The organism is Pseudomonas sp. 05N433 (genome assembly GCF_056396925.1).
The window spans coordinates 265,009-284,215 of the sequence record NZ_JBFTML010000010.1; the positions used below are offsets into that span (position 1 = coordinate 265,009).

The window sequence follows — 19,207 nt, forward strand, 5'->3', positions numbered from 1 at the left end:
CTGATTTTCAGACGTCTGATTTGAGGGTAGTCCATCCTTGAAAAATAGCCGGCTATCGATTTAATAGCTGCTCTCTATGATTCGAGGCTGCAACCAACCGTCCTGAACCCACTGTTTCAGCCATGTAACAGCCTGAAGGGATGCATCCTCACCATAGATGACTGCTAATTCGGAGCACAGTTCAGCGAAATCCCAGTCGCCCTGAAACAAGCCGTCTAGAGCTGCCGCCTCCGCAGGTTCCAGGCTGCGGTAATGACAAACCAGCCCCGCTCTCCAGATCACCAATACTTGGGGCGCCCCTAACGCTGCACTACCGGGGAACCCGGTTTCATCCTTCACTGCCCGCCACAACGCAACACTGTTGAAAGCACACTCAAGCCATTGCACAGAGGGGCTGGGGCTGACCCGCAACGTCGGCCAGTCTTCAGGCTTCAGGGCGGCCATGTCCTGTATCGTCAGCGGCGCGCCTTCAGGCGCGTCGAACGCGAGCGTGAATGCCCACTCAAGTGCCGCCAACTCCCCCAGCGCTGCACTTTGCTCTGGCACTAAATGCTGTCGAATAAACGACTCGAACCCTTCACCCAGCCACCTCAGGCTGTAATGAACAGACGGACACTGGCGAATGTAAGCCGCCGCGAGCTGCTCGAATTCATCGTCACCCAGCCAATGCCAAATGACCGGATAGTCGCCGCGCAGAACTTCCTGAAGCCTTGCCTGATAGGCGTTGTGATAGATCGCCAGCCCGGTGCTCACATCCAGTGTCGGCCCCCCCATAAGACTCGCGCCTAGCGCGGTATCGGCTGCTGTCTGCTCACCCAGCAGATACGTTTCAAAGGCCAGCTGCCAGTCGTTCAGGCGCATCTCAGTCTCCGGGTCAACACGCTATCACCCAATGCCCGGGCCTTTTGCAACTCGGTAAGTAGCTCTTCAAAAGGCGGGAAATGATCATCGCGTTCCAGCAGTGTCGCGACTGGCCCGAGGTGTTCCAGGGTTTGTTGATAGAGCGCCCAAACCGGATCACTCACCGGCTGGTCATGGGTGTCGATCACGTAATCGCCGTGGTCGCTGTGGCCAGCCAGGTGCAACTGTCGAACCTTTTTGGCCGGCAGCCCTTGAATGAATGTCCACGGATCGAAGCCATGATTGCGGGAGCTGACATAGACGTTGTTGATGTCCAGCAACAGCTCGCAGTCGCTCAACCGGCTGAGCGCATCAAGAAACTCCCATTCGCTGAATTCGTCGCCAGCGCTGCGCACGTAACTGGAGACGTTTTCCAGCACCAGCGGACGCTGCAAGACGTCCTGAACCTGCCGCACTCGGCCGGCCACGTAATAAAGACTTTCTTCGGTGTAGGGCAGCGGCAACAAATCATGGAGTTGATGGGCATTGCCGCGGCTCCAACACAAGTGATCGGAGATCCATGCCGGTTCAACTCGCTCCGCCAGAAGTTTCAGCTGTTGCAGATACTGCGGATCGAGGGCATGAGGACCGCCAATAGACAGCGATACGCCATGCATCACCACGGGATACCGTTCGGCAATGGCGTCCAGGTAGTACAGCGCCTTGCCGCCCTGGACCATGAAATTTTCCGAGACCACTTCAAACCAGTCCACGGCTGGCGACTGTTCAAGAATCTGTTGGTAGTAGGCACTGCGCAAACCCAGGCCGTAGCCCAGACAAGAAAGGGAAGCAGACATTTGCGGACTCCTCGCAAAGTGCCGCAGTGGCAAGAGAGCCACCGCGACGGCATTCGGCAGTCAGTTATTCGCCGACTTTTCCATCGGCCTTCATGCATTCGGCCTGAGTCATTGCCTTGAAGCCATGCCCTTTGCAGACAGCCTGACCTTTGCAGGCGTTTTCGGCTGTCTTGCAGTCATTCATGCCTTTGCACGATGTCACGCCGTAGCAGTGAACCTGTGCAGCGTCGGCGGCCTGAGCCTGAGTGGCAACACCTGCGAACATTGTTGCAGCGGCAAAGGCGAGAGCGGCACCGGCGGTGGCGGTTTTGAAGTTCATTTGTATATCCTCAGTAATCGTCAGGGGTGTCGGCTGGAAGGTTGTTCAGTCCCGACACAGCACTAGAGAGCGCTGCCCTGACGGCGTTACAGAGGCGATGAAAAAACTTTTCGCCTCGCTCAAACCTCATCTTTGAGCTTGAGCAAAGGCTCCTGAAAACGCAGCAAACGCCCAGCATTACCGAGCACCAATAACGTACTCAAGTTGTGCAACAGCGCGGCAATCATCGCCCCGGCCGCGCCCAGCCAGCCGAATGCGGCAAAGGCGACAATCGCCAGGGTCCAGCCCAGACCGATGATTACGTTCACCTGTAAAGTCTGCCGGCATTGGCGACTCAGGCGCACACAGGTTCCGAGCCGGCGCAGGTCGCTGCCGATCAGTACGATATCGGCCGAGGCCAGCGCGATGTCCGCACCGCCCGCGCCCATGGCCACGCCGACCACACCGGCCTTCAGCRCCAGGGAATCGTTGATGCCGTCTCCCACCACCATCGGCCGGAAACCGCTGTCGATTTCTTTCAACACGCGATTGAGTTTGTCCTCGGGCAAGGCCTGGGCTTCGACATCGCTGATGCCCACATCCCGGGCCAGCGTATGAGCCACGCTTTGTCGATCCCCGGTCAGCAACAACTGACGACCCAAGCCCAGTTCACGCAACTCGCTCAGGGCAAACCGCGCCTCGGGTTTGACGCTGTCGGCGAGCAACAGCCAAGCGAGAAATTCACCGTTGAGTGCCAGCCCGGCAATCGGGCCATCGTGGCCGGGAACAGCTGAGGTGACGATGCCCAATTGCGCGAACAGCTCCGGACGACCGAGGGCCGCTTCGCCCTGCTCCGTCATCGCCACGACACCCAGCCCCTGACGCTCGCGGATGTCGGAGAGCAGCAGAAAATGTTCCTGAGTGACCAACCCGGCCAACGCGCGGCTGACCGGGTGGCTGCTGGCAGAGCCAAGGCTGGCGGCGAGTTTCAGTACGTGACTGCGATCTTTCAGCGGACTGTCGATCGATTGCAGGCGCAAGGTGCCGAACGTCAGGGTTCCGGTCTTGTCGACCACCAACGACGTCAGGTCAGCCAATTCTTCGAGGAACGCCGAGCTGCGAATCAGAATCCCGTGCCGAGCTGCGACCGCCACCCCGGCAATCGCCGTGGCCGGTGCCGACAACACCAGTGCGCAAGGACAGGCCGCCACCAACACCGCAAGCATCGCCTGGGCATCGTTGGTGACGAACCAGGTTACGGCAGCCAGCAGCAACACCAGCACCATGTAACTGCCGGCGTAGCGTTCGAGCAAACGGGTGATCGGCGGCTTGGAGCGTTCGGCGTTTTGCATCAACGCGATGACTTTACCCAGTGTCGACTCGTGACCGGTGCGGGTCACTTCAATGCGCAAGAGGCCATCAAGGTTGATCGCTCCGCCGAACACCGGCATGCCCACAACGGCCTCTATGGGCACCGACTCACCGGTGATCGATGCAGTGTCGAGGCTCGCCTGACCGGACAACACCCGACCATCGGCCGGCACGCGATCACCCGCACGCACCTCCACCAGGTCGCCGGCCTTGAGTGTGCCGTTATCGACTTCAACGATAGCGCCGTCAGCCTGAATCTTGCGCGCATGGCTACGCGTCAGTTTGCCGAGGGCATGAATCGCTTCCTGTGAGCCGATCACGCTGCGCTCTTCCAGCACATGGCCGAAGATCATGATGATCGGCAGCAGTGCCGCAGTCAGCAGATCGCCAGTGGCCCAAGCGCCGAGCATGGCGAGGGCAATCAACTGATCGGTGATCCCGTGCAGGCTCGGATAACGCAGGCTGTACCACGCCGAACGCATGACCGGCACGGCCACCAGCAACGAAGCAAAACCCAACAGCAATTGGCTGACCCCGGTCTGCTCCGGCAACAACCAGCGCCAGATCAGGCCGAGCGCAAGCAAGCCCAGTGCAAGCATGGCCAGGGTCAACTGGCGCGCGGCGCTACGTTGTTCAGCCGAAGACAACATGCTCGGCGCGGCGGCGGTTTGGGCAGTCATTGCGCAGCTCCCTGAATGATCAGGCGGGAATCGTCTTTCGGATCGACCGTCGTCACCGAACCGGCCTGCCCGAGAATCTTCGGCATCCGCTCACGGTAAATACGCAGCAGCATTTGCGGATCGGTGCCCTGCTGTTGCGCCTTGGCCAGGCTTAATACTGTGGCGGTGTCGGTGGAGGCTTTGGCCAGGCGTTCGCTGGCCTGGGCGTGAGCCACTTGCAGCGTGCGGTCGGCTTGTTCATTGGCGGACTGAGTCAGCTTCTCGGCTTCCGTGCGCGCATTGGCCACGGCCTTGTCAGCTTGCTGGCTGGCAGTTAACACGGCGTTGAACGCGCTCACTGCCGGGCCGGGCAGACTCGATTGCACATCGACCCGCGCCACTTCGATACCCAAGCCCTGCCCGGTCGCCGTCAGTTCGGCCAAGCGTTGATTGATGCCTCGCACCAGATCGCCGCGCAGACGTTCGCGACGTTCGGCAGCCTGATTGTCGGCACCGATCAGTTCCGGTCGAGCCACCAGAATGGTGTCCAGGTCTCGCGCCGCGGTGAGTGCCACGGCACTGCGCGTCACCAGTCGATCCAGAGCCGGCAACACATGCTCACCCTGAAGAACGAAGGCATAGGGCTCAGTGACTTTGTAGAACACCCGCACATCCAGCTGCACCACGCCCGCGTCACCGGTCAGCAGATAACCGGAACCGGCGAGCGCATCGCTGAGGGGTGTGGCGAAGCTCGCCACCCGGTCGGCCTGCAACGCGGCATCGGTGCGCAGCAGATTTTCCACCCGACGCTCGATCACCCGATCCGCTGCCGGCAACAAGATCACCTGCTCAAACGGTCGTGGCCACGCCAACAGTAAGCCGGAATTTTGAATGCGATCCAGCGCGCCGAAGTGCAGCACCACGGCGCGATTCTGCGGGTCGATCTGCCGCACATTGGAAAATGCCCACGCCAAAGCAGCCAGCACGGTCACGGCGTAAAGCGCGAGAAAAGCCAAGCGCCCGGCCTGAATCCAGGGGCTGCTCAATTCATTTGTTCCACGTGGAACCAAACTCATGGCTGCGACCCGGACTTGTTTTCGAGCGTCGGTGGACCGTCAACCAACACCCGGAACGGCGCCGCATCGGTGCGCAAAATCAGTTTGGTGCCCGGTGCGACGATGGTGCCCAAGGTGTCGAGCGAACGCAGCAAATTGTAGAGCTGCGGTGAGCCTGCGTAGGCGCGGCCGTAAATCTGCGCGGCTTCGACGCGGGATTGGGCTTCGATGTCTGCGGCTTTCACAGTGGCATCAGCTTGTACGATTCGCGCATCACGCTCGGCCGCAGAACGGATTTGTGCCGCTTCACGTTTGCCGATAGCCGTGCGTTCAGTGGCGATTGTTTCACGCTCGGCGCGCATACGATCGACCGTCGCGGTGAGCGTCACCGATGGCAGCGTCAAGCGCTCGATACCGACTTGCAGCACTCGCACGCCATAGGTGGTGAGCAACTGCTGATCGATCTGCTGGCGCAGCTGCGCTTCGAAATCGGCGATGTGCACCTGGTTGGCGTCAGTGTTCACCAGGTTGGCCAGGTCGAAACTGCTGGCAGTGGTTTCCAGCGCCGAGCCGACAAAGGTACGAATCTGCCGCGCGGCTTCATCGGGTTGATTCTGTACAGCGCGCATAAAACGTTGCACGTTGTCCGGATCGCCCTGTACCTGCCAGGCCACGTAGGCTTGCACGATGATGCGCAGACCGTCGCGCGTGCCCACATCCTGCAAACCGCTGGAGGTGGTACGCAGCCGCAGATCAACCGGAATCGCCGCCTCGAACGGCGCCGGCCAACGCCAGCCAAGACCCGGCTCCAGTAACACCCGCGATGGATTGCCAAAGCGCGTAATCACCGTGGCCTCCCCCGAGCGCACTTGCACCAGGCTTGCCGCCGCAACGGCAAAGGCCACCAGYAGCGCCGCCCAGCCCATTCGCCGCCACGGAAAAGGGCCAGCTTCGTGCGGATCACCATGGTGGTGATGGTGATGATGACCGTGGTGATGCCCGCCATGGCCGTGATCGTGGCCGGCGTGGTCATCGTGGTCGTGATGATCGTGAGTAGGCGTCGACTGGCTCAATGGGCGGCTCCTGGCTGAGCGGTATTACGCGACGGCGCAGGGTCAGCCGGCAGCGTGAATGTACGTAGGTCGATGGTCGGCGCATTGCTGCTACCACCCAGACGGTGATCGAGAACCAGCAGCTTGGCGTTAGCCAGACCCTGGGTCAGTTGGCTGAGGTATTGCTCCAGTACAAAAGCCTGGCCGGCGCTGGAGTACGCCTTTCGCTCGGCGGCAAATTTCAGGTCGGCGGCCCGAGCGCTCGAGTTGATTTCATGCGCACTGGCCGTGGCTTGATCGCGAGCGATGCTGGCCTGCAATTGCGCCTGGTTGGTCGCCTCCGCTGCGGCACCGCGCTCGCGGGAGATCAATGCCTGGGCGCCAATCTGCGCTGCTTGAACGCCGTGATAAGCATTGGCAGCCCCCGCTGGCGGATGAATGGCCTCGACCACCGTGGCGAGAATTTCCACGCCGCTGTCGAGTTTTTGCAGATCCGCCTGCACGGCGCGGCCGATTTCTTCAGAGAGCCCTACCCTGTCTTCGCCGAGCAAACCGTCGAGGGTTCTTGAGGCGAAGTCATGAACCAGAATCCGGCTGGCGGTGCTGCGAATCAGCGTCGGCACGTCGGCGCTGTTGTACGTCGCGGCCAGAGCCGCCTGATCGCTCAGGCCGATGCGATAGACGAAGCGCACGTCCATGTTGACGATCTGAAAGCTCTGCTTGTCGGCACGGCTGCTGGCGATGACCTGGGATTTGTCATTCACATGGCTGGCGTCCCACAAGCGATTGGCAATGGCCGGTGCCGGGCCTTCGGCAGGTTCGGCCGCGACCGGGGCCGATGCTTCGCCCACGCTGGTGGCCAACTCATGGACTACGCCGTTCTCGACGCTCAGCACGCGACCCAGCGGCCACGGCAAACCGGCGTGCAAACCGGGCCCAAACACTTCCACCGGTTTGCCGAAACGTTCGTAGATGCCCCGCCCCTGTAGCGGTATTTCATGAATGCCGGTGAGCGACCAACCGACGATTGCCACCACCGCCAGCACCGGCAAAAACGCCCGGCGCATGTAGGTGAAGGCCCAGATTTGTCGCAGGTCGATACCGAAGCGATTGTGCAACTCGTGCTGCAATGCGAGCAGGGGCTGTGGCGGCCAGCGCAACATATCGGCGACGAAGCTTCGCGCCAGCAAGGTCGGTTCAAGCTGTTCACGACGGGGGCTGAACAGTGACAACACGGCGCGCAGCAACAACTCGATGGCGACCAGCCCCGGCAACAAGCCGATCAGCACCGCCAGACGCACCGGCCAGACGGCTGTTTCGCTACCGAACAACAGACACAAGGCGCTGAGCACCAGGCCAATAATCGCGACCCGCGCCAGCTGCGCCAACGACCCGGCTTCAGGCCATTGGGCGACATTTTCCTGCGCCAGTTGCCGCTCCAGCACCAGCAAACCGAACGCCAGCAGCAACGACAACGCCGCGCCGACACTGGCCGATAATCCCAACGCAGCGGGTGGCAAAGCGAGGTTCCAGACCTGCTCGATGCTGTACAAACTCAACAACGCCCAGCCGCCAAGCCAGAGCGTCGGTGCACCGATCTGCCCAAGCAACCGCAGCCAACGCTGACTGATGCCGTCCAGCAACCGCTCGTACCAACCTTCGGCGACAACGACTTCTTCGGTGATAGCCACCGGCACCAACACTGATGGATTCATCGCTCGTGCGCGCCACTGCGTTATCCACCAGGCCGACTGCAGACCGGCGACCAGCACCAGCAAACCGGCGCTCTGATTGACCAGCAACGCGGGCCAGAGCGACTGCGGTGCAAACAGCCCGACAAAAAACGCCAGCACCAGCCCTGCGGCCGCCAAGGCCCCCAAACCGATTGCCCATTGGCGTAATCGACGTCCTTGAACGACCGCCTGCTGAAAGCGCGGCAGCCCTGCTATCTGTGCCCCATCGCCATCGAGATCGACTTGCATACCACCCCAGCCATTGCTCACATCACAATTCGTTACGATATAACGAAAATGGTGAAATTTTCGTCCTGAATCGTTCTATCTAAAAACGCTGAACCTGTCGCCAAGCTGAAGCCTTGACCGAAATGGTGAGAAACGCACATATTACGTTCGTAATTTTTATTGAAGACTACTTTTTATCGATCCCGCCCCTCTCAATCCAGGAGTTGCACCATGAGCACCTATGACGTCGTGATTCTGGGCGCCGGCCCCGGCGGTTACAACGCAGCGATCCGCGCCGGGCAGTTGGGCTTGAAAGCGGCCTGCGTGGAAGGCCGCGCCACCCTCGGCGGGACCTGCCTGAATGTCGGTTGCATGCCGTCCAAGGCATTGCTGCATGCCTCCGAGCTCTACGACGCGGCCACGGGGGCGGAATTCGCCAACCTCGGGATCGAGGTCAAACCTGTGCTCAACCTGGCTCAGATGATGAAACAGAAGGATGAAAGCGTCACAGGGTTGACCAAGGGCATCGAGTTTCTGTTTCGCAAAAACAAGGTCGACTGGATCAAGGGGTGGGGCCACATCGACGGGCCGGGTAGCGTCACGGTGACCGACAATCAGGGTGGCAAGACCCGGCTGAGCGCCAAAGACATCATCATCGCCACCGGTTCCGAACCCACTCCCCTGCCAGGCGTGGACATCGACAACCAACGCATCCTCGACTCCACGGGCGCGCTGTCGCTGGCTGAAGTACCGAAGCACCTGGTGGTGATCGGCGCTGGGGTGATCGGCCTGGAACTGGGTTCGGTATGGCGGCGCCTGGGTGCTCAGGTGACGGTCGTCGAATTTCTCGACCGGATCTGCCCGGGTGTGGATGCTGAAGCCGGTAAAACCCTTCAGCGCTCATTGAGCAAGCAAGGCATCCGCTTCAAGTTGAGTTCGAAAGTCACCAGCGCCACCTCCTCGGCAAGCGGTGTTCAACTCAGTGTCGAACCGGCCGCAGGTGGCACCGCCGAACTGCTGGAAGCCGACTACGTGCTGGTGGCTATCGGTCGTCGTCCTTACACCCAGGGCCTGGGGCTGGAGAACGTCGGCCTCGCCACCGACAAACGCGGCATGCTCGCCAACAAGGGCCACCGCACTGAAGCCGCGGGGGTCTGGGTAATCGGTGACGTCACCTCAGGGCCGATGCTCGCCCACAAGGCCGAAGACGAAGCCATGGCCTGCATCGAGCAGATCGTCGGCAAGGCTGGCGAGGTCAATTACGACCTGATCCCCAGCGTGATCTACACCAAACCGGAGCTGGCCAGCGTCGGCAAGACCGAAGAACAGTTGAAGGCCGAAGGTCGCGCCTACAAGGTCGGCAAATTCCCCTTCACCGCCAACAGCCGGGCGAAGATCAACCACGAAACCGAAGGCTTCGCCAAGGTACTGGCCGATGAGCGCACCGACGAAGTTCTCGGTGTGCACCTTGTGGGCCCGAGCGTCAGCGAAATGATTGGCGAATATTGCGTGGCCATGGAGTTCAGCGCCTCGGCCGAAGACATCGCCCTGACCTGCCATCCGCACCCTACCCGCTCCGAGGCCTTGCGCCAGGCGGCGATGAATGTGGAAGGGATGGCGACGCAGATTTAGAACGATCAAAAGATCGCGGCCAAAGACTGCGATCTTTTCGCTTTTTCAGTCAGGCAGATGCCCCAACGGCAACGCTCCCGGCGTCTTCACCGTGTGAATTGCAAAATTGCTGCGGATATCGCTCACGCCCGGCAATTTCAGCAATCGCCCGGTGAGGAAACGGTCATAGGCGCGCAAGTCCGGTACCACCACTTGCAGCAGAAAATCCGATTCCCCGGACACCAGAAACGCCGAAATCACCTCAGGCAATGCCGTCACGGCCAGGCGAAACGCTTCGGCTTGTTCATCGTTATGCCGTTCGACTTTGACCCCGACAAACACCGTCAGCCCAAGGCCCACTTCATCTCGATCAAGGTTGGCCTGATAGCCACGAATCACACCGGCCTCTTCCAGCATCCGGACCCGGCGCAAACAGGGCGAGGCCGACAAGCCGATCTCATCGGCCAGTTGTACGTTGCTCAGGCGTCCGTCCCGTTGCAGCGCCGTGAGGATTTTGCGGTCGTAGGCGTCCAGTTTCATGTTTTGGTAGATCCTGATGGTTCGATCATCACAAACTGGCAGGTTATGCCAAATATCGAAGCTTTAGAAGCCGACTACGCAACCACCTGCCCTGCCCCTCGGCCGTAGACTGACCCCACCAAATCGACAACGAATGGGGGCGACATGACAGAACTCTGGCTGTTTTTCATGGCATTGACAGTGGTGTACCTGTTGCCGGGCCCGGACATGATTCTGCTGTTGCAGACCGGCGCTCGTCAGGGCAAAGGCGCGGCGCTGGCCACGGCATTGGGGCTGGGCGTGGCGCGCGGTTGTCATGTGGCATTGGCGGCATTGGGTTTGGCGACGCTGTTCAGGACTGCGCCCTGGACCTTCGACGTGGTGCGCCTGGCCGGCGCCGCGTACCTGCTCTGGATCGGCATTCAGTGCCTGCGCACCACGATGCTGCCGAGCTTGAACGGTGCAGACGCAACGACTGCTAAACCACGGTGGCCGGAGGCGATCCAGCGCGGTTTGCTGACTAACCTGCTCAACCCCAAGGCGCTGCTGTTTTGCTCGGTGCTGCTGCCGCAGTTCATCAACCCTCAAGCCGGACCGGTGCTCGCGCAATTTGCGACCCTGGGCATGATGCTGGTCAGCGTCGGCTTGCTGTTCGACAGCGCCTACGCGCTGGTCGGCGCTGCGTTGGGCCGTTGGCTGCAACGCAGTCCATCGGCCCAGCGGGTACAACAGTGGTTGTTTGGCAGCCTGTTGATTGGTTTTGCTGTGCGGCTGACCTTTGTTCAACAAGCTTGAGCGTTATCGCGCTTTCCGACGGCGGCGACTGATCAACAACAGCGCCGCTGCCGTAACGGCCAACACGGCGCCGATCTGCAATGGTTTTTTGTAGGGTCGCAGCGTGGACCGCATAGCGTCGGTGACCTGGGTCACATAGCGCTTGTCGGCATTCTGGAAGTCCGGCTCCTGGCATTGATGACCGAAATCACCGGCCCAGACCACATAGGGCCCCTCCTCTACATAACGACGATAGAACGCGCTTTGCTCTTGCAGGTTGGTGCCCCACCCTGAGGCCTTGCATAGCATCGAAGCAAACGCCTGACTGCTGTGGGGCAGATGATCGGCGGCCTTACTCGCCAGAGCCGTGGCGACATAACGGTAATGGAAACGCTCATCAGGTTGCGCCACCGTAGCTTGCTGACGCTGCACTTCGCCCTCGGTCATCAGCGGTCCGACCTTGAGCTCCGGAGCTTCCAGGCTGTAATTGCCACCGAAGGTCACGTAATCCGGGGACATCTCGTAGCCCAACAGCTCCATCCCATCGTAGCGAGCCAGCGTCGCGGAGTAGTAATAAGCGAATGCCTTGGAGGTCGGCCACCATTTGGACTCGGCCTCCTTGCGCAATTGCCCATACCATTTGGCCTTGGCCTGCAAATCCGCGTTGTCGAAGTAAGCCGGAGCCTCATCGTAACGCTCTTCACGCAATAAACGCCGCCCGAGCAGATTGCGCAGGCTCGCGGCCACCGGCAACGGCACATAATTGTCGCGATCCTGCTGGCTGAGCGGTGGCGGTGCCGGCACCTGGGTGTCGACGTACTGCTTGAGTTCATCGAGGGTCAGCACCCGCTCAGCCACGGTGGCCGCGTCGAACCAGTAGATGCCCTGGCTGCGATAGAGCTGATCGAAGGCCTGCAGGTAATCCCCGCGTTGCAGGGCCAGGATCGCGCTTTCACCCTCGACCCGGCACTTGGGCTGGAGCGTTTCGTAATCCCAGTCGGGCGTCCGCCGCTCGCCCCAGGATTCGTTCTGCGGGAAGGCCTGGGCGGCTTTGGCATAGGCCGCTGCGGCGGCGTTTTTGTCGCCATCACGCACCGCCAGCTTCGCCCGCAACCACCATGCAAGGCCACCGTCACCAGCCTGTTCGAGGAAGGCTTTGGCGCTGGCGTAATCGCCCTGTTGATAATTCATCGCCGCCAGGCGATCGGCATTATCCAGACTGCCACGGGTGCTGCTTTGCAGCAGTTTGATCAGTTTCTGTTCGTTCGGCGGTTGATCACCGAATGACCAGCCCAGCCGACTGATCAACGACGCCGTCACCAGTTGCTGCACCGCTTTGCCCTTGAGCAACCCGGCCAGTTGCTCGTCGGGCATCGCCGCCAGATCGGCCATCAACAGCTTCAGCGAGGTGTAGCCCACCGCCGAGCCGTGAAGGTTCTGCGTGGCGTAGAGTTGGATGGCGTTGTCCCAGTCACCCGCGGTGCGGGCCACTCGCGCTTCTTCGCCGAGGCTGGCGACACCCAGTTCCAACGGGTCGTTGAAGCCGTCGATGCTCAGTTGACGGGTCTGCTCGAAGGCCTTGCGGGACTGAGCCAACAGGTCAGGGGTCGCGCCTGCTTCTGAACTCATGGCAAACAGCGCCCGGCCCAACGAGTACGCCGCCCAGGTGCTACGCAACGGGCGTTGTTCCGCCGGCAGCGCCAGCACTTTCTGGAAGTAGTCGGCGGCCAGGCCATGGTCACCGGCGTTGAACGCCACGGCGCCAGCCAGATAGAGTCTGTGCTCGGGCGGCAGATTCGCGCCTTGCTCTTCAACCTGACGGGCATCGATCAGGTTGCGCAGTTGTTTCACCAGCGCTTGCTGCTCAGGCGTCAGACCGGCCTGTTCAGCGGTATCGCGCTGATGGGTGTAATCAGGCGCATCGCCGTAACCGTCCCCCGGAATGTTGGTGGCGGCGGTGACATTTTTCAGTCCCGCGATGGCATGCCCGAGGCGGCTGATCTCAAGGTTGAAGTTGCCTTCCGGCAGTTCCGCCAGCGACTGGCCACGGTTGTCGAGCAGGCGCATGGGGAAGTCCGGCCCGCAGGCCAGCGCCGAACCCAATGGCAGGCTGAGGCTCAGGCAAAGCACATGGCGGGGCCAGTTACGGGTAAACATTCGAACCTCCTTGATCAATGTGTGCGCAGCGAGCCCAACCGATAGCGCGCTGCCCGCCGGCCGGGATTCGACCGTCACGCAGGCGGATGAAGGTAAGCAGATCCGGGCGCTGTTGCAACGCATAACCGGCCAGCGCATCGGCGCCCTCGCAGCCCTGCACCGCCAGCGTCAGACGTTCGGGCCAGGCACTGTCGAGGTTGCCTTGGTTGCTGAGGCTGATGTCGTAGAGGCCGTCCTGCGCCGAGAGTTTCAGCCCCACATGACTGTCGAGCGTATCGCCGCGCGCCACAGCGCCCAGCGTCGTCAGGCTCCAGGCCCTGCGATCATTGGCCAGGGGCAGGCGAAACCAGATCAGCCCGGCCAGATGGGCCGGTGGATCGGCGCGCAACTCGGTGCCGAGCTTACTCAGTTGCTGCGGGTCTGCCAGCAACTCCCGACGTTCACCGCCTTGCTCGATGGGCACTTCGCTTTCCACGACCGGCGCGCCCCCGGCCCCCGGCAACAGCGCCACGCCATAAGCCGGCAGCGCCAGATAAAACGGTTTCGATGTGTTGCGACTCCAGGCCCTGGCCCACTGCCGTGTCTGATCCGGGTCGAACAGCCCACGCCGTGGATCGCTCACCGCGTGCACCTGCAACACGCTGCTGTCGACCGTTGCCAGCAACGCCGGCAATTCAGAACTGTCTAGCCAGGCCGGCAACGCGGTGATGCTCAGTGGCAAGGACGCCGGCAGAACGCCACGCAAATGGGTGAGGAATTCGCGGTAGGCCGGTAACCGGGCGTTGCCCGCATCGTGGTCGATTTCCACGCCGGACAGGGTCAGCCCCTGCCCTTGCCAATCGCTGAGCACCTGCTGGATCTGCGCCGTGACCTCGTCCCGGTCCAGCCCATTGAGCTGGCCATCCAGACGAACCACCGCAATCAGCGGTCGGCCATCACGCTTGAGCAGCGCCGGATCGATCCGCGCCCGGCTCCAGCCAGACTGTGGAAATGCCTGCAAGGCCAGCACGCGCAAGGTCGAGAAATCGGTGTGGCTGTCGCGCAGCGCGGCGTCATGGGCTGGCGTCCATAGCCGTTGCCAGACATAGAGTTGCTGATCGAGCGGCGGCGCGTCCGGTTGCTCGCAACCGTTGAGCAACATCAATGCGCCAAGCAAGGCCGACAAGCGAATGAAAAACACAATGCCCACCCTCATCCTCTGTGGCGAGGGAGCTTGCTCCCGCTCGACTGCGCAGCAGTCGCAAAATGCAGCCCATGTGGTGTGTCTGATGATATGAAGGGGCTGCTTCGCAGCCCAGCGGGAGCAAGCTCCCTCGCCACAATTGATCGGTTACGAATTCCCGGCAGCCTACTCAGCTATCGGCTTGCAGGCAATGATCACCTGATTCTTCGCCACCACTGCGTCCAGCGCCTGAATGCTTTTGTGGGAGCGAGCGGGCTTGYTCGCTCCCACATTGTTCAGCTGTGTGGCGCAGGTTTCGGGATGGCAAGGTTATCCAGCATCCGGTTCACCGCCAGTTCCGCCAGCATGACGATCTGTTGAATCGCCATCGCCGTATGCCGGTGCGGCCCTTGCAGATACCCCGCAAAATCACTCGCCATCACACTGGCCTGGGCCAACGATTCACRGGTGTGGGCCAACAGGTCTTCGTCTTTGATATCCGGCGCAACCATAAACATCGTGCTCGGCTTGCGGGCCGCGGGGGATTTGAGGGCGGAGGGGTTGAGGTAGTGATCGAGCGCGCGCTCGGCGGCTTCGTTGAGCTTTTTTGAATCGAGGGATTCGTAGGGGGAAACGTCGTCGGTTTCCGGGGGATTCGGTGTGGCTTTGAACATGGTGAAACTCCATTCGAGAACTGGAGTTCGCCAACACTGCGACCAAGCAGAAGGGTGGCGAACCGTACGCGGGTTGGTCGACCAGGGAATGGAACCCGGCAGGGCCTAAGCCCTCCCACGCACAGCTCGCCATGAAGCAAGCACAAAAGTGCGCCATTCTAAACCTGAGCGACCAAACCCGATCACTGAATTTGCAGTGACTCCCAAAGCCTATCCCTCGGACTTCTGATACGACAACCGCTAGAACTTGTCGGATTTGTCCTTCAGAACAGCCAAATTTGTAGGATGTTCGCAAATATTTTCAGGCCAGCCGAGATCGAATGTGGGAGCGGGCTTGCTCGCGAAGGCTGTTTAACATTCAACGTGGAAGTTGTCTGAGACACCGCTTTCGCGAGTAAGCCACAGGGGATTTTCTCTGTTGTCTGGTTCAGTTACAGATCCAACACCAACGGCTGCGAACCCTGCGCCGGCACCGCACAACAAATCAGCACCTCACCCGCATCGGGAGCCTCCGCCGGAGGCTGTGGATAATTCACCTCTCCGCTGATCAACCGGGTTTTGCAGGTCCCGCAGGAACCGCCGCGGCAACTGAATTCCGGGCGCAAGCCACGGCTCTCCGCCAACTCCAGCAAACTGCCGCCGTCTGGCTGCCAACGCGCTTCTTTGGCAGAGCGCTGGAACACGACGGGCACCGAAACGGTAGCGGCCGGCAATTGCTCGATGACCACCGCGTCCGGGTCCGGCTTGCGACGCAGCGTCGACGGGCCAAAGGTTTCGGCATGAATCCTTGAATCAGGGACATCCAGATCCCGCAGGCTGTCGTACAGCCCCTGGGTAAAACTTCCCGGACCGCACAGGACAAAATCCACTTGGTCGTAGTCCTCCACCTCAAGAGTGGTCTTGAGCAAGTCGGCGTCGATGCGCCCTGTCAGGTCGTAATCTTCACCCTCACGGGCATCGGCCTCCGGCTGACTAAGCAAACGCAGCACCCGCACCTCATCACCGAGGCCGTCGAGCAGGCGATCCAGCTCAGGGCGAAACGGTTGATCGGCCAAGGTCCGCGAGCTCTGGAAGAACCACACAGGACGGATGCGCCGCGTGCGCAGGCCTTGATAAACCACCTCCCGCAGCATCGACAGCAGCGGCGTGATCCCCACGCCGGCAGCCAATAGCACCAGCGGCCGACGCTCATTCGGTGCCACGGTGAAATGCCCTTGAGGCGAGCGGGCTTCAAGCACATCGCCGACACGAATCTGCTCATGCAGGTGCGAGGACACCAGGCCTTCACGCTTCACGCTGATGCGGAAAAAGTCATCGGATGGCGCGCTCGACAAGCTGTACGTGCGGATGTGCACATCGCCTGCGATGTTGAACCGCAAGGGCAAATGTTGCCCGGCTTGAAACACCGGCAACCCGGCGCCATCGGCAGGCTCCAGATAGATTGAACGGATGTTGTGGCTCTCCCGCTCGATGCGCGTCACTCGCAGCGGCCGCCAGCGATTCCCCAGCGCCTGGGCTTGCAGGCGTGCATTCGCCTGCGTCCAGGTGCCGGTCAGCAGACTGGTGGGCGACACGCCGTCAAAGCGCCAGCGCAAGGCCAGTGCCGCGGGCCGACGCACCGCGTGCTCCACCTCGAATGTCCACAGCCGCTCAGCCCCTTGAAAGGCTTCGATCTGCGGGCCTTCAAGGATGACTTGCGTGCGACCGCTGAGGTGCAGCAAATCGCCCGAATCGAAATCGATGAACAGCAAACCGGCCCAAGGGTTGATCAGCAGGTTGCCCAAGGTATTGAAGAACAGGTTGCCGGCGAAGTCCGGGATGGTCAGGCGATTGCCTTCTATCTGGACGAAACCGGCCTGGCCGCCCCGATGAGAAACGTCCACCGAGCGTTGGCCATCGACGTCCACATAGCTGGCGACAAAGAAGGTATCGGCGCTGGCAATCATGGCTTTGGCCGCGTCATCCAGACCATTGAGATGCTGCGCGATACGGGTCTCCGGATCCGCCAATGGCACCGAGCGAAACTGGCGCAATTGAATGTATTGCGGGCAATTGCCGAAGGATTGCTCCACCGTCACCTCGAAGCCGCTCGCCGTTACAGCGCCGACTCGACCATTGAGACGGTTGCGACGCCGGGTGTGCAGCTCGATACCGAGCAGACCGATCGCCGCCCCGTCTTGCAGTTGTGCAGGATCGTCGCGACCGGGCAGGCTGCCGATCTGCAACAGCCCGGGCTCGGGGGACTTCGCAAAGCCCGGCGCCCCTTCAAGAATGCTCGCCCAAGGGTTGCCGTCGGCATCCACCGCGCCGTACAGCATGAACGGCAGTTGCTGATAGAACGTGCGGTGCTGGTCCGGCATCTCGCCGCGAATCACCCTACGACCCAATGCCTCCATTCGCTCCCCGACACCCACGTGGGCTTGCAACTGTTTCTCGCCTGCATGCCAAGGTGAACGTTCCATAACGGCTTCTCCCCTGCGCTCATTGCGCAATAAGAACGGCCCGACTGAATAGGGCCGTGAACATCAGGCAGTTTTTTGCAAACCGGCGATGGTGCGTGGCATGCCGACAAACCCTGGCAAGGCTTCAACGCGCGCCAGCCAGGCTCGGATGTTGGCGTAGTCGTCCAGCGACACATTGCCTTCCGGAGCATGGGCGATGTAGCTGTAGGCGGCGATGTCGGCGATGGTCGGCTCGCTACCGGCCAGATAGGCCGTTGCACCCAGTTCCTGATCGATCACTTTGAGCCAGGTGTGAGAATAGGCGATCACCTCTTCAGCGTTGTAAGGCGCACCAAATACAGTGATCAGCCTTGCCCTGCCCGGGCCAAAGGCAATCGGCCCGGCGGCGACCGACAACCAGCGCTGAACCTTGGCGGCACCGACCGGATCGGTTGGCAGCCAGCGACCGTTGCCGTATTTCTGCGCAAGGTAGACCAGGATCGCGTTGGAATCGGCCAGCACCATGCCTTGATCCTCAATCACCGGAACCTGACCAAACGGGTTGAGCGCAAGAAAATCCGCTTGTTTGTGTGCGCCCTTGGCCAGATCGACGAAGATCAGCTCGGTCGGCAGTTGCAACAACGACAGCATCAGCTCTACACGGTGAGCATGGCCGGAACGGGGGAAGTTGTAGAGTTTGATGGCTTGCATGGTCGACTCCGCTGGGTGGTGGCGCCGCTCAGGAAAGATCAGCGCCGATGGAGCGCAATCTTCCATCCACAACCAAAGCAACAGAATAACCAGCAAACGCAATCCATTATTTCATCCAGTGCAATAAACCTTCAGCCGTGCAGGGCCGGGTGTTCGCGCAGCCCCTTCACCGCAAAGTCCACAAAACTGCGAACCCGCGTCGGGGCCTTGCGCCCACCCTGGTAGACCACATGAATGGGCAATGGCGGCAGTTCGAAGTCAGCCAGGACGATTTCCAGCTCACCGGTGGCGATCTTGCTCGCCACTTGATACGACAGGACTCGGGTCAATCCCAGGCCCATGGCGGCGGCAGTGATCGCCGCTTGATTGGCAGAGACCACAAGACGTGGCTCCGGACGAACACTGATCGGCTCTCCCGCCTCAAGGAACGGCCAGCTTCTGGGCTGCCCGATGGACGAGGTAGCGATGATCGGGGCGCGGCTCAAGTCTGCCGGATGCCGAGGCCGACCATGGTCAGTCAGGAATCCAGGGGAAGCGCAGATCACCCGCCGCACTTCGCCCACTCGAATTGCGTGCTGATTGCTGTCAGGCAATTCACCGATACGCACGGCCACATCGATGCCCTCCTCGACCATGCTCACCACCCGGTCGACCAGTACAGCGTTGATGCTGACTTCAGGAAATTGAGTCAGGTAACCGACCATGAGCGGCGTGACGAACAAATCGCCGAACAATACCGGCGCGGTGATCGTCAGTTGCCCACGGGGCTGGGCATGGCTCCCGGCGGCCGAATCCTCGGCTTCCTGCACCTCGGCGAGAATTCTCCGACAGTCCTCCAGATAACGCTGGCCCGCCTCGCTCAAATGCACGCTACGGGTGGTGCGCGTCAGCAACTGAGTGCCAATGCGCTGCTCAAGCGCCGCCACTGCCCGGGTAACGCTGGCCGCCGACATCCCCAAGCGCCGCGCCGCCGCCGAGAAACCCTGGTCCTGGGCGACAGCGGCGAAGACCTGCATTTCCTGGRATCGGTCCATCGGGTATGTCCTTCGCTCAGGTAAAAAAAAT

Annotated in this window: 16 protein-coding genes; 2 read left to right on the forward strand and 14 right to left on the reverse strand. The window is 61.1% G+C overall.

The features are described 5' to 3' along the window. Positions 1–60 precede the first annotated feature (60 nt). The 7 genes from AC1DIS_RS08210 to hflK (AC1DIS_RS08240) form a co-directional block, all read right to left on the reverse strand. Positions 61–861, reverse strand: coding sequence for an HvfC/BufC N-terminal domain-containing protein (locus tag AC1DIS_RS08210; RefSeq protein WP_064621172.1), 801 nt, complete (start codon positions 859–861; stop codon positions 61–63). After that, the gene (gene bufB, locus AC1DIS_RS08215; protein ID WP_064621173.1) at positions 852–1,697 is read right to left on the reverse strand and encodes an MNIO family bufferin maturase; all 846 of its coding nucleotides are present in this window, start codon (positions 1,695–1,697) and stop codon (positions 852–854) included. Before bufB ends, AC1DIS_RS08210 begins: the two co-directional genes overlap by 10 nt. A gap of 64 nt (positions 1,698–1,761) precedes the next feature. Next, positions 1,762–2,016, reverse strand: coding sequence for a BufA2 family periplasmic bufferin-type metallophore (gene bufA2 / locus AC1DIS_RS08220; protein WP_018927345.1), 255 nt, complete (start codon positions 2,014–2,016; stop codon positions 1,762–1,764). A gap of 119 nt (positions 2,017–2,135) precedes the next feature. Further along, positions 2,136–4,046, reverse strand: a complete 1,911-nt coding sequence (locus tag AC1DIS_RS08225) for a heavy metal translocating P-type ATPase (protein WP_477780820.1) — start codon at positions 4,044–4,046, stop codon at positions 2,136–2,138. After that, the gene (gene hflK / locus AC1DIS_RS08230) at positions 4,043–5,101 is read right to left on the reverse strand and encodes a protease modulator HflK (RefSeq protein WP_026286517.1); all 1,059 of its coding nucleotides are present in this window, start codon (positions 5,099–5,101) and stop codon (positions 4,043–4,045) included. The genes AC1DIS_RS08225 and hflK (AC1DIS_RS08230) overlap by 4 nt, the downstream gene beginning before the upstream one ends. Further along, on the reverse strand, positions 5,098–6,153 hold the full coding sequence (gene hflC / locus AC1DIS_RS08235) for a protease modulator HflC (protein ID WP_086945235.1): 1,056 nt from the start codon (positions 6,151–6,153) through the stop codon (positions 5,098–5,100). Before hflC ends, hflK (AC1DIS_RS08230) begins: the two co-directional genes overlap by 4 nt. After that, positions 6,150–8,114 (reverse strand): protease modulator HflK, encoded by a 1,965-nt coding sequence (gene hflK / locus AC1DIS_RS08240; protein ID WP_086945266.1) that lies wholly within the window; start codon positions 8,112–8,114, stop codon positions 6,150–6,152. Before hflK (AC1DIS_RS08240) ends, hflC begins: the two co-directional genes overlap by 4 nt. Before the next feature lie 210 nt (positions 8,115–8,324). On the opposite strand from hflK (AC1DIS_RS08240), the gene lpdA reads away from it, so the two are divergent. Beyond that, a complete protein-coding gene (gene lpdA, locus AC1DIS_RS08245) occupies positions 8,325–9,725 on the forward strand; it encodes a dihydrolipoyl dehydrogenase (RefSeq protein WP_477743529.1) in 1,401 nt (466 codons plus the stop codon). Between the two features lie 45 nt (positions 9,726–9,770). Here lpdA and AC1DIS_RS08250 read toward each other — a convergent pair whose 3' ends face one another. Further along, positions 9,771–10,244, reverse strand: a complete 474-nt coding sequence (locus AC1DIS_RS08250) for an Lrp/AsnC family transcriptional regulator (RefSeq protein WP_019580354.1) — start codon at positions 10,242–10,244, stop codon at positions 9,771–9,773. 144 nt (positions 10,245–10,388) lie between these two features. Here AC1DIS_RS08250 and AC1DIS_RS08255 point away from each other — a divergent pair, with 144 nt between their 5' ends. Continuing rightward, entirely contained in the window at positions 10,389–11,018 is a 630-nt protein-coding gene (locus AC1DIS_RS08255) for a LysE family translocator (RefSeq protein ID WP_018927337.1), read from the forward strand. Between the two features lie 3 nt (positions 11,019–11,021). Here the strand turns inward: AC1DIS_RS08255 and AC1DIS_RS08260 are convergent, their stop codons facing one another. The 6 genes from AC1DIS_RS08260 to AC1DIS_RS08285 all read right to left on the reverse strand — a co-directional run bounded on the left by AC1DIS_RS08260 (position 11,022) and on the right by AC1DIS_RS08285 (position 19,176). Further along, positions 11,022–13,154, reverse strand: a complete 2,133-nt coding sequence (locus AC1DIS_RS08260) for a hypothetical protein (protein WP_477743528.1) — start codon at positions 13,152–13,154, stop codon at positions 11,022–11,024. Continuing rightward, on the reverse strand, positions 13,141–14,337 hold the full coding sequence (locus AC1DIS_RS08265) for a DUF3142 domain-containing protein (RefSeq protein ID WP_477743662.1): 1,197 nt from the start codon (positions 14,335–14,337) through the stop codon (positions 13,141–13,143). Before AC1DIS_RS08265 ends, AC1DIS_RS08260 begins: the two co-directional genes overlap by 14 nt. Positions 14,338–14,612: 275 nt before the next feature. Continuing rightward, positions 14,613–14,990: a DUF6124 family protein gene (locus AC1DIS_RS08270; protein WP_477780821.1), complete on the reverse strand. Its 378-nt coding sequence runs from the start codon at positions 14,988–14,990 to the stop codon at positions 14,613–14,615. A gap of 431 nt (positions 14,991–15,421) precedes the next feature. Next, positions 15,422–17,452, reverse strand: a complete 2,031-nt coding sequence (locus AC1DIS_RS08275) for a 2Fe-2S iron-sulfur cluster-binding protein (protein WP_477743527.1) — start codon at positions 17,450–17,452, stop codon at positions 15,422–15,424. Positions 17,453–17,515: 63 nt separating this feature from the next. Then, on the reverse strand, positions 17,516–18,142 hold the full coding sequence (locus AC1DIS_RS08280) for a glutathione S-transferase family protein (protein WP_018927332.1): 627 nt from the start codon (positions 18,140–18,142) through the stop codon (positions 17,516–17,518). A gap of 131 nt (positions 18,143–18,273) precedes the next feature. Beyond that, positions 18,274–19,176, reverse strand: coding sequence for a LysR family transcriptional regulator (locus AC1DIS_RS08285; protein ID WP_477780822.1), 903 nt, complete (start codon positions 19,174–19,176; stop codon positions 18,274–18,276). Positions 19,177–19,207: the final 31 nt, after the last annotated feature.

Excerpts from the sequence above, each read along its gene's own strand:
- bufA2 (WP_018927345.1), bottom strand. The coding sequence starts at position 2,016 with ATGAACTTCAAAACCGCCACCGCCGGTGCCGCTCTCGCCTTTGCCGCT.
- AC1DIS_RS08275 (WP_477743527.1), bottom strand. The coding sequence starts at position 17,452 with ATGGAACGTTCACCTTGGCATGCAGGCGAGAAACAGTTGCAAGCCCAC.
- AC1DIS_RS08255 (WP_018927337.1), top strand. The coding sequence starts at position 10,389 with ATGACAGAACTCTGGCTGTTTTTCATGGCATTGACAGTGGTGTACCTG.
- lpdA (WP_477743529.1), top strand. The coding sequence starts at position 8,325 with ATGAGCACCTATGACGTCGTGATTCTGGGCGCCGGCCCCGGCGGTTAC.
- hflK (WP_086945266.1), bottom strand. The coding sequence starts at position 8,114 with ATGCAAGTCGATCTCGATGGCGATGGGGCACAGATAGCAGGGCTGCCG.
- bufB (WP_064621173.1), bottom strand. The coding sequence starts at position 1,697 with ATGTCTGCTTCCCTTTCTTGTCTGGGCTACGGCCTGGGTTTGCGCAGT.
- AC1DIS_RS08280 (WP_018927332.1), bottom strand. The coding sequence starts at position 18,142 with ATGCAAGCCATCAAACTCTACAACTTCCCCCGTTCCGGCCATGCTCAC.
- AC1DIS_RS08260 (WP_477743528.1), bottom strand. The coding sequence starts at position 13,154 with ATGTTTACCCGTAACTGGCCCCGCCATGTGCTTTGCCTGAGCCTCAGC.
- AC1DIS_RS08250 (WP_019580354.1), bottom strand. The coding sequence starts at position 10,244 with ATGAAACTGGACGCCTACGACCGCAAAATCCTCACGGCGCTGCAACGG.
- AC1DIS_RS08210 (WP_064621172.1), bottom strand. The coding sequence starts at position 861 with ATGCGCCTGAACGACTGGCAGCTGGCCTTTGAAACGTATCTGCTGGGT.
- hflK (WP_026286517.1), bottom strand. The coding sequence starts at position 5,101 with ATGAGTTTGGTTCCACGTGGAACAAATGAATTGAGCAGCCCCTGGATT.